The sequence below is a fragment of the Microterricola pindariensis genome (assembly GCF_002936985.1).
In the GTDB taxonomy this organism is placed as follows: domain Bacteria; phylum Actinomycetota; class Actinomycetes; order Actinomycetales; family Microbacteriaceae; genus Microterricola; species Microterricola pindariensis.
On the sequence record NZ_MPZN01000016.1, the window covers coordinates 26824 to 38852 of the forward strand.

General features: G+C 71.6%; 10 protein-coding genes. 8 read left to right on the plus strand and 2 right to left on the minus strand.

Going from position 1 to position 12029, the window contains the following annotated elements:
• The first annotated feature begins 9 nt into the window (after positions 1-9).
• From GY24_RS06775 to dapF, 4 genes are read left to right on the plus strand one after another with little or no spacing between them, the layout of a single operon-like run.
• Positions 10-1002 carry a regulatory protein RecX gene (locus GY24_RS06775; RefSeq protein ID WP_104474952.1) on the plus strand — a complete coding sequence of 331 codons (993 nt, stop codon included), beginning with the start codon at positions 10-12 and terminating at the stop codon, positions 1000-1002.
• Between the two features lie 18 nt (positions 1003-1020).
• Complete coding sequence (gene miaB, locus GY24_RS06780) at positions 1021-2616, plus strand: tRNA (N6-isopentenyl adenosine(37)-C2)-methylthiotransferase MiaB (protein WP_104474982.1); 1596 nt, start codon at positions 1021-1023, stop codon at positions 2614-2616.
• Complete coding sequence (gene miaA / locus GY24_RS06785) at positions 2616-3629, plus strand: tRNA (adenosine(37)-N6)-dimethylallyltransferase MiaA (protein WP_104474953.1); 1014 nt, start codon at positions 2616-2618, stop codon at positions 3627-3629. Before miaB ends, miaA begins: the two co-directional genes overlap by 1 nt.
• A 9-nt stretch (positions 3630-3638) precedes the next feature.
• Complete coding sequence (gene dapF / locus GY24_RS06790; RefSeq protein WP_104474954.1) at positions 3639-4520, plus strand: diaminopimelate epimerase; 882 nt, start codon at positions 3639-3641, stop codon at positions 4518-4520.
• Positions 4521-4553: 33 nt separating this feature from the next.
• Here the strand turns inward: dapF and GY24_RS06795 are convergent, their stop codons facing one another.
• Positions 4554-5174, minus strand: a complete 621-nt coding sequence (locus tag GY24_RS06795; RefSeq protein ID WP_104474955.1) for a class I SAM-dependent methyltransferase — start codon at positions 5172-5174, stop codon at positions 4554-4556.
• 43 nt (positions 5175-5217) lie between these two features.
• Between GY24_RS06795 and hflX the strand changes: the two genes are divergently transcribed.
• The 3 genes from hflX to metE all read left to right on the plus strand — a co-directional run bounded on the left by hflX (position 5218) and on the right by metE (position 10494).
• Positions 5218-6807, plus strand: coding sequence for a GTPase HflX (gene hflX / locus GY24_RS06800; protein ID WP_104474956.1), 1590 nt, complete (start codon positions 5218-5220; stop codon positions 6805-6807).
• A gap of 137 nt (positions 6808-6944) precedes the next feature.
• Positions 6945-7985, plus strand: coding sequence for a methylenetetrahydrofolate reductase (locus GY24_RS06805; RefSeq protein WP_233279238.1), 1041 nt, complete (start codon positions 6945-6947; stop codon positions 7983-7985).
• 160 nt (positions 7986-8145) lie between these two features.
• Entirely contained in the window at positions 8146-10494 is a 2349-nt protein-coding gene (gene metE / locus GY24_RS06810) for a 5-methyltetrahydropteroyltriglutamate--homocysteine S-methyltransferase (protein WP_104474958.1), read from the plus strand.
• A gap of 66 nt (positions 10495-10560) precedes the next feature.
• Here the strand turns inward: metE and lexA are convergent, their stop codons facing one another.
• Positions 10561-11196 (minus strand): transcriptional repressor LexA, encoded by a 636-nt coding sequence (lexA, locus tag GY24_RS06815; RefSeq protein WP_202972922.1) that lies wholly within the window; start codon positions 11194-11196, stop codon positions 10561-10563.
• 402 nt (positions 11197-11598) lie between these two features.
• Here lexA and GY24_RS06820 point away from each other — a divergent pair, with 402 nt between their 5' ends.
• A complete protein-coding gene (locus tag GY24_RS06820; protein ID WP_104474959.1) occupies positions 11599-11976 on the plus strand; it encodes a LysM peptidoglycan-binding domain-containing protein in 378 nt (125 codons plus the stop codon).
• Positions 11977-12029 lie beyond the last annotated feature (53 nt).

Consider the following 12029-nt stretch of genomic DNA (forward strand, 5'->3'; position numbering starts at 1 on the left):
AGGCGCATCATGGAAATCGGATGGTGGGGCGGCCCCGGCTCGAGCGACGACGAGGGTGAGCACACCCAGATCGACGCCGAGCCGGGCGGCCGCCCCGGCACGCCGGGCGCGGAGGACGCTCCCGCCGAACCGGCGGCCGCGAAGCCCGCAGCCGTGAAGCCCGCAGCTGCGAAGCCCGTGGCCGCGAAGACCGTGGCCGCGAAGCCCCGCGCGGTTCGGCCCCGCCCCGCAGCACCCCAGGTCGATGAGCCTGCGGGCGAGCCGGTGGAGGCGGAGCCGCTGGCGACGGTCAGCTACCTGCCGTGGGCGGCACCCGGCGTCGACGTCACGACGGAGTCCGGCATCGGCAGCACCGCATTCCGACGCCCCTGGGTGGAGCCGGAGCGCGAGCTGGCCGAGCGCGGCTTCGACGCATCGGCGCCGGTGGCGCTGCCGCGCCAGCTCGCCGAGCCGGGCGACTGGACAGAGGAGTACAGCGACGAGACGGACGACGAGGCCGAGGTCGAGGAATTCGACCCCGACGCCGTGGAACGCGCACTGCTGAAGAAGCTGGCCAGACGCGACATGTCCATCGTCGAGGTCGAGCAGTTCCTCGAGCAGAACGGCCTGCCGGCCGAGCAGCTCGAGGAATGGGTGGAACGGATGGTGCGCCTCGGCTACCTCGACGACCTCCGCCTGGCCGAGAACATCATCGACCAGCTGCGCCGGCGCAAGGGCCTCGGTGCCTCCTCCATCAAGCAGGAGCTCAACCGGCGCAGGATCTCCCCGGCCGTCGTCAGCGAGGCGCTGGGGGAGTCCGACCAGGACGAGGAACGGGCGCGGGCCATGGAGCTCGCGGTCAAGCGCGCCGGGCAGCTGAGCTCCTACGACGACGCCACCGCCGAGCGGCGTCTCACCGGATTCCTGATGCGCAAGGGCTACGGGTCCGGCGTGGTGCGCGACGCGGTGAAGGCGGCCCTCGCCGCGCGCAAGCGGCCGACAGGCGGCGTTCGGTTCCGCTGATCTAAGCTAGTGCTCATCATGAGCACCGTCAGCGAGAACCCCACGATCATTGCGCCGTCGTCGGCGTCACACGATGCCGCGGGGCGAGCACGCAGCTACGAGGTGCGCACCTACGGCTGCCAGATGAACGTGCACGACTCGGAGCGCCTGAGCGGCTCGCTCGAGGCCGCCGGCTACATCAAGGCAGACGGCGTCGAGCCCGACGTCGTCGTGATCAACACCTGTGCCGTGCGCGAGAACGCGGACAACAAGCTCTACGGGAACCTGGGCTACCTGGCCGGCGTCAAGCGCCGCCATGCCGGCATGCAGATCGCCGTCGGCGGCTGCCTGGCCCAGAAGGACAAGAACGTCATCCTGGAGAAGGCGCCCTGGGTGGATGTCGTCTTCGGCACCCACAACATGGGCGCCCTGCCCAGCCTGCTGGAGCGGGCCCGCCACAACGACGAGGCGCAGATCGAGATCCTCGAGGCGCTGGAGACGTTCCCCTCCACGTTGCCCACCAAGCGCGACTCCAGCTACAGCGGCTGGGTGTCCATCTCCGTCGGCTGCAACAACACCTGCACCTTCTGCATCGTGCCCGCCCTCCGCGGCAAGGAGAAAGACCGCCGCCCCGGCGAGGTGCTCTCCGAGATCCAGTCCCTCGTCGACGACGGCGCCCTCGAGGTGACCCTGCTCGGCCAGAACGTGAACTCCTACGGCGTCGAGTTCGGCGACCGGCTCGCCTTCGGCAAGCTCCTCCGCGCGGCCGGCGCCATCGAGGGCCTCGAGCGCATCCGCTTCACCAGCCCGCACCCGGCCGCCTTCACCGACGACGTCATCGACGCGATGGCCGAGACGCCCTCCGTGATGCCGCAGCTGCACATGCCGCTGCAGTCCGGCTCCGACCGGGTGCTGAAGGCGATGCGGCGCTCCTACCGCTCCGCGAAGTTCCTCGGCATCCTCGAGCGGGTGCGCGAGCGCATGCCGCACGCCGCAATCAGCACCGACATCATCGTCGGCTTCCCCGGTGAGACCGAGGAGGACTTCCAGGAGACGCTGCGCGTCGTCGAAGAGGCCCGCTTCGCCACCGCCTTCACCTTCCAATACTCCATCCGCCCCGGCACGCCGGCAGCGACCATGGAGGAGCAGGTCCCCAAGGAGGTCGTGCAGGAGCGCTACGAACGCCTCATCGCCCTGCAGGATCGCATCTCCTGGGAGGAGAACGAGAAGGTCGTCGGTCGCACCGTCCAGGTGCTCGTCGGCAACCACGCCGGCAAGAAGGATGCCGACACGAACCGCCTCTCCGGGCGGGCCGAGGACAGCCGCCTCGTGCACTTCGAGGTGCCGGCCGGCTCCGAGACGCCGCGCCCCGGCGACGTGGTCACCGTGACGGTGACCCAGGCCGCACCGTTCTTCCTCATCGCGGACTCCGTCGACGATGCCCCGCTCGTCATCCGGCGCACCCGCTCCGGCGACGCCTGGGACCGCCAGGAGGCGGAGTCCTGCGGCGTGCCGTCCGGCGCCGCCGACGGCGGCCAGGGCGCACCAGGGCCGGTCCTGCTCGGCTTCCCGACACTGCGCGCGGGCGGCGCCAGCACGGTCCCCATCTACAACACCGACGACGAGCTGCGCTGATGCGGCCCGGCCGGCCCGGGGCAGACCCGGCCGCGCTGATCGCCGTCGTCGGGGCCACCGGCACGGGCAAGTCCGCGCTCTCCCTCGACATCGCCGAGCGCCTCGCCGCCGACGGCATCGCGGCCGAGATCGTCAACGCCGACGCGATGCAGCTCTACCGCGGCATGGACATCGGCACGGCCAAGCTGCCGCCGGCCGAGCGCCGCGGCATCCCGCACCACATGTTCGACGTGCTCGGCGTGCGGGACGAGGCGGCCGTCGCCGGCTACCAGGAGCAGGCCAGGGCGGTCGTCGACGACATCCGCGCGCGCGGGGCGGTGCCGATCGTGGTCGGCGGCTCCGGGCTGTACGTCTCCGCAGTGGTCTACGACTTCCGATTCCCCGGCACCGACCCCGTCATCCGGGCCGCACTCGAGGCGGAGCTGGTCGAGCTCGGACCCGGCCTGTTGTACCGCCGGCTGGCCGCATTCGACCAGGCGACCGCGCTCCGGGTGGGATCCACGAACGGCCGGCGCATCGTCCGCGCCCTCGAGGTGATCGCCATCACGGGCGAGCCGAACGCGGCCGCCCTGCCGGACGAGCCAGAGCCCTGGCGCCCGCTCGCCGTCATCGGTCTGGCGGCCGAGCGCGAGCAGCTCACCGCGCGCCTGGACCGCCGGGTCGAGCAGATGTGGGCCGACGGCCTGCTCGACGAGGTCCGCGCCCTGCTGCCGCTCGGCCTCGAGGAGGGCGTCACCGCCAGCCGGGCCATCGGCTACACCCAGGCCATCGACGAGATCCACGGCCGCAGCACCCGGGCCGAGGCGATCGAGGCGACGCAGCAGCTCACCCGCCGCTACGCCCGCCGGCAGGTCAGCTGGTTCAAGCGCTACCCGCACGCGCACTGGCTGCCGGCCGCGACGGAACAGGACGGGTCGGATGCCGGCGCCGCCCGCGTTGACGCCGCGCTGTCCGCCTGGCGGGCGGCCGGGGCCGCACCGGTCGACGCCGGCCGGAGCGCACCCGCCGTTTAGACTGGGCGCATGGCTTTCGACCTCCACTTCACCAAGGGCCAGGGCACCGGCAACGACTTCGTGCTCTTCGCCGACCCGGACGGTTCGCACCCGCTCAGCCCGGCACAGATCGCCGCCGTCTGCGACCGGCGCTTCGGAATCGGCGCCGACGGGCTGATCCGGGCCGTGCGCTCCGACGCCCTGCCGGAGGGCGCGGCGGCACTGGCCGAGGACCCGGACGCCGTCTGGTTCATGGACTACTGGAACGCCGACGGCACCCCCTCAGAGATGTGCGGCAACGGCGCCCGCGTCTTCACCCGCTTCCTGCTCGAGCAGGGCCTGGCCGAGCTGCCAGCCGGTGACACCCTCTCGATCGGCACCCGCGCCGGCGTCCGTGACGTGCAGAGCAATCGCAGCGGCTTCCAGGTGGACCTCGGCCGGTGGCGGCTGGCCGGAGGCGAGCCGCTCGTGCGCGCCAAGAACCTCCCGGTGGCCCGACCCGGCCTCGGCATCAGCGTCGGCAACCCGCACGTGGTCGTCGCCCTCGCCGACGACGCAGAGCTCGACGCCGCCGACCTCGGCTACATCCCACAGCTCGACCCCGCCCCGGAGGGCGGAGCGAACATCGAGTTCGTCGTGCCGGCCGACCCACTGGTGCACGACGGCGTCGGCCGCTTCCGCATGCGGGTGCACGAGCGCGGCTCGGGCGAGACGCAGTCCTGCGGCACCGGCGCGGCGGCCGCCGCCCTCGCGGTCCGGCACTGGGCCGGCGCCGGCGCGCCCAACCAGTGGCGGGTCGAGGTACCGGGCGGCGTGCTCGGCGTGCGGATGTTCCCGACCGAGGACGGCGAGCACGTCGCGCTCTCCGGCCCGGCCGAGCTCGTCTTCGACGGGGTGCTCAGCCTCGGCTAGAAGGCGCCCGTTCCCGGCCGAGCACGCGGTTGGCTACTCCGCGGCGTCCGGACGGGCAACCTTCAGCACCCGGAAACCCTTGCTGATGGCCTCGCGGGCGATCGCCAGCGAGCCGGCGAACTCCGCCTCGAGCCAGCGCTGCAGCGAGTCGGAGCCGAGGTTGCGCTGCACGACCAGGTAGGAGTCGGTGCCCGCCTTCAGGCGCGGCAGCCAGTGCTGCAGCATCGAGTGCAGCACGTCCTTGCCGACGCGGATGGGCGGGTTCGACCAGATGGTGTCGAAGCGCACGTCCTCCGGCACGTCCTCAGGCTGCACGGCCCGGATGTTGCCGAGGCCGAGCTCCTGGGCGTTTCGCCGGACCAGCTCCAGCGCGCGGTCGTTCACGTCGACGGCCCAGACGGTGGCCTCCGGGGATTCCAGGGCCAGTGTCAAGGCGATCGGGCCCCAGCCGCAGCCGAGGTCCAGCAGATTGCCGGTCGCCGGGGGAGTCGGCGCATAGCGCAGCAACACCTCGGTGCCCTGGTCGATGTGGTCCGGACTGAAGATTCCGTTGGAGGTCGTGACCTCACGGTCCTGCCCGCCGAGGCGCACCTGGATGCGGCGCAATTTGAGCTCACTCCCCGGTTCCGCGCTGAAGTAATGCTCTGAAGCCATGACAGCGAATCTATCGCAGATTGAAACCCGTAAACTGAGAGCAATGACTGACGCCAGCAACACCACCAACGACAGCACCGGCACCGACGCCTTTGACGGCGACGGTGCATTCGAGAGCGACGACGTCGTCGCCCGGGTGCTGGCCAGCGCCGAGGCCCGTTCGGCGGGCAGCGCCCACTTCAGCTCCGGCATCTTCGCCAGCGGCGCGCAGGCGCTGCAGACCGAGACCGGCGCCGCCGCGTTCAGCGACGGCGAGCAGCTCGACCGCGACGACCGCAACGCCTTGCGGCGCGTGCCGAGCCTCTCCACCGAGCTCGAAGACGTCACAGAGGTCGAGTACCGCCAGCTGCGCCTCGAGAACGTCGTCCTGATCGGCATCTACATGCAGGGCTCGGTGGATGACGCCGAGAACTCGATGCGCGAACTGGCCGCCCTGGCAGAGACCGCCGGTGCCACCGTGCTCGACGGCCTGCTGCAGCGGCGCCCCAACCCGGACCCGAGCACCTTCCTGGGCAGCGGCAAGGCGCGCGAGCTGGCCGGCATCGTGCAGGCTCTCGGCGCCGACACCGTCATCGCCGACACCGAGCTCGCGCCCAGCCAGCGCCGCGCACTCGAAGACGTGGTCAAGGTGAAGGTCATCGACCGCACCGCCGTCATCCTCGACATCTTCAGCCAGCACGCGAAGAGCCGTGAGGGCAAGGCGCAGGTCGAGCTCGCCCAGCTGCAGTACCTGCTGCCCCGCCTCCGTGGCTGGGGTGACTCCATGTCGCGCCAGGCCGGTGGCCAGGTGGGTGGCGCCGGCGCCGGCATGGGCAGCCGTGGCCCCGGTGAGACGAAGATCGAGCTGGACCGCCGCCGCATCCACACCCGGATGGCGAAGCTGCGCAAGCAGATCGCCGCGATGAAGCCCGCCCGCGAGGCCAAGCGGGCCAACCGCCGCCGCAACGCGGTGCCCTCCGTCGCCATCGCCGGCTACACCAACGCCGGCAAGTCGAGCATCCTGAACCGCATCACCCACGCCGGTGTGCTGGTGGAGAACTCGCTGTTCGCCACCCTCGATGCCACCGTGCGCAAGAACACCACCGCCGACGGGCGCATCTACACGCTGGCCGACACGGTCGGCTTCGTGCGGAACCTCCCGCACCAGCTCGTCGAGGCGTTCCGCTCCACGCTGGAGGAGGTCGCCGACTCCGACCTCATCGTGCACGTCGTCGACGGCTCGCACCCCGACCCGGCCGGCCAGATCGCCACCGTGCGCGACGTCATCGGCGAGGTGGGCGCCCGCGACATCCCGGAGCTCATCGTCTTCAACAAGTCCGACCTGATCGACGACGACGCCCGACTGGTGCTGCGCGGCCTCGAGCCCCGCGCCCTCTTCGCCTCCGCCCGCAGCGGCGAGGGCATCGACGAGCTGCTCGCCACGATCGGCGAGATGCTGCCGGACCCGAGCCTCGCCATCGAGCTCGTCGTGCCGTACGACCGCGGCGACCTGATCTCGCTGCTGCACGAGAAGGGCCGGGTCATCTCGACCGAGTACGTCGAGACCGGAACCCTCGTGCACGCGCGCATCGCCGCCGACCTCGAGGCCCTGTTCTCGGCCTACCGCGCCCCGGCCGGCGCCCTCGAGGCCTAGCCCGTCACATTCGGTCACAGCCTGCCGGCCGCTGACTGCCCGTTGTATTCTCGGTGAAACGTTGTTGCCGTCTGACGGCAACCAGAGCGACAGCCGAGCCCGGCATCCGCCCGCAACCACACCCGCACTGTGCGGTGGTGCGCGGCCTGACGGTTCGACACCCCCTGCACCGCGCGGCATCCGCCCACGCAGAGGACAACACCTTGGCCGCTTACCACCACGTCTCGCCCCGAGCGGGCGGCCACAGCGGAGTCGTGACGCCCGTCTCGTTCGAGCTGTTCCCGCCCCGCACGGATGCCGCGGCCCTGGCGCTCGGGCGAACCATCGACAAGCTGGCGGAGGCCGACCCGGCGTTCATCTCCGTCACCTACGGCGCGGGCGGCTCCTCCCGGGAGCGCTCCCTCACCGTGCTCCGCTACATCCTCGAGCACACGGCCGTCGAGCCGATGGCCCACCTCACCTGCGTCGGCTCCTCCCACGCCGAGGCGAACAGCCTGGTCCGGCAGTTCCTGGACGCCGGCATCACCAGCTTCCTGGCCCTCCGCGGCGACCCGCCGAGCGGCGTCACCGGGCCGGCCGAGCTCGGCGACCTCGGCAGCGCCGCGGAGCTCGTGCAGCTGATCCACCGGGTACAGGAGGAGCGCGAGCCGTTCTCCCAGAAGCGCGTGCCAGGGGCCAGCCAGGGCAGCCGCATCGCGCGGCGCCGCCGGCCGGAGCGCGTCGCCGTCGCAGCCTTCCCCAACGGGCACCCGCGTGCCCGCGGATCGAGCGCCGACGTCGACAGCCTGCTCGCGAAGCAGGTCGCCGGCGCGACGCTGGCCATCACCCAGCTCTTCTTCCACGCCGACGACTACCTCAGCTTCGTCGACCGCGCCCGCACGGCCGGCGTCACGATCGACATCGTGCCGGGCCTCATGCCCGCGACCACCCCGACCCGGCTGGCCAGGATCGCCGAGCTGACCGGCGAGGAGATCCCCGCCGAGCTCGAGATCGCCCTCGAGGTGGAGCCCAGCGAAGAGCGCCAGCACGAGATCGGCGTCGACTACATCGCCCGCGTCGCCGCCGAGGTTCTCGCCGGCGGCGCACCCGGCCTGCACCTGTACACCTTCAACCAGCACCGCGCGGTGCTCGGCGTGCTGGAACGCCTCGGCCGAATGCCGGCGGTCGCCGGCCGCTAGCGCGGGCCCGCGACCGACCCTGTACCCCGGCCCCCACGCCGGGCAACGCCCTCTGGCACCTTTCCGCACTACCCCCATGTCTTTTTCCGACGACCGCCGAACCCGAAAATCCCGCAGGCCGCACCACCCAGCGGCCGCACCCCATCAGTAAGGACGACGAATGACCGCACGACCCACTCCCGCTCCGGCGTTCCCCGCCGGCACCATCCTCGGCTACCCGCGCATCGGCCGCCGGCGCGAGCTCAAGCACGCCGTCGAGGCGTTCTGGGTGGGCAGCATCACCGCCGCCGAGCTCGAGCTGCGTGCGGCAGAGCTCCGCGCGACCACGAGGGCCCGGCTCGCGGGCCTCGGCCTCGGCCGGGGCGACTCCGCCATCCCGGAGAGCTTCTCCTTCTACGACCACGTTCTGGACACCGCTGTCACCGTCGGAGCCGTGCCGAGCCGCTTCGCGCAGCTGGTGGCGGATGACGGCAGCCTCGACCTGGCCGGCTACTTCACGCTGGCCCGCGGCGCCGGCGACAACCTCCCGCTGGAGATGACCAAGTGGTTCGACAGCAACTACCACTACCTGGTGCCGGAGATCGGCCCGGAGACCGAGTTCCGGCTGGCCAGCGACCGCCTGGTGCGCGAGTTCGAGGAGGCGAAGGCGGGCGGATACCTGACCCGCCCCGTCATCGTCGGCCCGGTCACCTTCCTGCTGCTCGCCAAGGCGAGCGACGGCGCCCCGGCCGGATTCGAGCCGCTCTCGCGCCTGGACGAGCTGCTCCCCGTCTACACCGAGCTGCTCGCGCGCCTGCACGCCGCCGGAGCGGAGTGGGTGCAGCTGGACGAGCCCGGCCTCGTCAACGAGAGCATCCCCGTCGCCCGCCCGGTGCAGCTGGCCGCGTTGGCGGAGGCCTACCGCGTGCTCGCGGGCGCGACCGCCCGCCCGGCGATCTTCGTGGCCGCACCCTACGGAGCGCTCGGCGACGCGCTGCCCGTGCTCGCGGCATCCGCCGTCGAGGCGATCGGGCTCGACCTGGTGCGCGGGCCCCTGCCGACCGGGCTGGGGCAGGAGACCTCTGCGGCGCTGGCGTCCAAGACGCTCGTCGCCGGCGTCATCGACGGGCACAACATCTGGCGCGGCGACCTCGAGGCGGCGCTCACCGCGGCCGAATCGCTCGGCGCGCTCTCGCCGGCCGTCTCCGTGTCGAGCTCGACCTCCCTGCTGCACCTCCCGCACGACGCGAGCGAGGAGACCAAGCTGGGCGCGCTCGGCAACTGGCTCGCCTTCGCCGACCAGAAGGTCGGCCAGATCGCGGCCGTCGCCGCCGGGCTCCGCGACGGGCGGGAGAGTGTCCGGGCCGAGCTGGAGGCCGCGGCGGCAGCCCTCGCCGAGCGGCTGGCCGCGCCGGGAGTGCGCGACGCCGCCGTCCGGGCGCGTACCGGCGCGCTCGGCACGGCCGACTACGAACGCGGCGACTACGCCGAGCGCGTCGCCGCCCAGGAGGCGGCCCTGCCGCTGCCGCTGCTGCCGACCACGACGATCGGCTCCTTCCCGCAGACCGCCGACATCCGCCGCGCGCGCGCCCGGCTGAACTCCGGCGCGCTCAGCCCGGCCGAGTACGAGAGCCTGATGAAGGCCGAGATCGACCGGGTCGTGCGGCTGCAGGAGGAGATCGGGCTCGACGTGCTCGTGCACGGCGAGCCGGAGCGCAACGACATGGTGCAGTACTTCGCCGAGAACCTCGACGGCTTCGCGGTGACGGAGCACGGCTGGGTGCAGTCCTACGGCAGCCGGTGCACCCGCCCGTCGCTGCTCTGGGGCGATGTGTCCCGCCCCGCCCCGATCACGCTCGACTGGGCGGTGTACGCGCAGAGCCTCACCGAGAAGCCGGTCAAGGGAATGCTGACCGGCCCGGTGACGATCCTGGCCTGGTCGTTCGTGCGCGACGACCAGCCGTTGGGGGAGACCGCGACGCAGCTCGCCCTCGCCCTCCGCGACGAGATCGGCGAGCTGGAGGGCGCCGGAATCGGCATCATCCAGGTCGACGAGCCGGCCCTGCGCGAGCTGCTCCCGCTGCAGCGCGCGGACCACGCCGGCTACCTGGACTGGTCCGTCGGGTCCTTCCGCCTGGCCACGGCCGGGGTGCGCGCCGAGACCCAGATCCACACCCACCTCTGCTACTCGGAGTTCGGTGACGTCATCGACGCCATCGGCCGGCTGGACGCCGACGTGACGAGCGTCGAGGCCGCCCGGAGCCGGATGGAGATCGTCGATGACATCGGCCGCAGCGGATTCGACCACGGCATCGGGCCCGGCGTGTACGACATCCACTCGCCCCGCGTGCCCGGGGTCGCCGAGATGACGCAGCTGCTCGAGCGGGCGCTGGAGGTCGTGCCCGGCCGCCGGCTCTGGGTCAACCCCGACTGCGGCTTGAAGACACGCGGCTACGCAGAGACCACGGAGTCGCTGCAGAACATGCTCGCCGCCACGCAGGCGGTCCGCGCCGGGGCGGCCGCGCGCTAGTCGAGACATGCCAACAGGGAAGGGCCCCGATGCGCAGCATCGGGGCCCTTCCCTGTTGTGCTCGGATCAGACGCTGCGGAGCACCGCGACGATCTTGCCCAGGATCTCGGCGTAGTCGCCGAGGATCGGCTCGAAGTTGCTGTTGCGCGGCAACAGCCAGGTGTGGCCGTCGCGCTGGCGGAACACCTTCACGGTGGCCTCGTTGTCGAGCATGGCCGCGACGATCTCGCCGTTCTCCGCCGTCTTCTGGGCGCGCACGACCACCCAGTCGCCGTCGCAGATGGCGGCGTCGATCATCGACTCGCCGACGACCTTGAGCATGAACAGCTCGCCCTTGCCGACGATCTGGCGGGGCAGCGGGAAGATCTCGTCGATCTGCTGCTCGGCGGTGATCGGGATGCCGGCGGCGATGCGCCCGACGAGCGGCACCATGGCGGCATCGCCGACGGTGGCCATCGGGGTGGCGAAGCTCTCGCCCTCGTAGCTCTCCGAGCCCTCGTTCTGTGCCGGCACCTCGATGAGCACCTCGAGGGCGCGCGGGCGGTTGGGGTCGCGGCGCAGGTAGCCGCTGAGCTCCAGCTGCTTGAGCTGGTAGGTGACGCTGGAGAGCGAGGCCAGGCCGACGGCGTCGCCGATCTCGCGCATGCTCGGCGGGTAGCCGCGCGCGCTCACGGAGCGCTGGATGACGTCGAGGATCGCCATCTGCTTCGCGCTCAGGCTCTTGCGCCGGCGGTTGCCCGGCTTCGCCGTGCCCTTCACGTCGGGGGGTGTGTCGCGCTCTGTCGTCACCGTGCTGCCCTCGCTGTCCTGTCTTCGTGCCGCTTCCGAATTGCTGTGCTGACCAGCTGTGATCTGGCCGCACAACGCCGGGGCGGTGTGCGCATCTGACCGTGTCAGAGGTGCCTGATTGTCTGTCTCCAGACACTCACGACTTTATCGCGAGGCGGGTGTCTCGGCAAACGAATGTTCGAGTGTGTCGCGCGTTTCTTCCGAATTTCTCGAAGAAAGGCTTGCATCTTCGAATCATTCGAATGTATGTTCGGAACACAGCTTCGAATCCGGTCCCACCCGAGGGCCCGGGCGCGAATCCCAGAGGAGGTCGAAATGAGTGCAGTACACGCAATCCCGGCGAATGTGCAGGCCGTGCAGGGCGCTGACGCCCCGGTCGTTGTTCGTAGCCACCTTCGATTGACCCGCCGCGGCCGCGTCGTGTTCACGACGCTCGCAGCCCTGCCCATCGTGGCCGGGGCGCTCATGTTCGCCGTCAACGGCGGCGGCGCCGTCGCCGGCGACGCCAGCCAGCAGGGCGCCAGCTTCGACTACATCTCCGTGCCGCCGGGGGAGTCGCTCTGGACCCTCGCCGTCGAGCTGGCACCGCAGGCCGATCCGCGCGATGTCATCGCCGCCTTCATCGAGCTCAACCAGCTCGACTCCTCCCAGGTCCAGGCCGGCCAGCGCCTGGCCATCCCCGCCGGCTACTAGCGCCGCGCAGCGGGTGGCGCCCGCGGCGTAACGATCACGCCGGCGCCCAGACG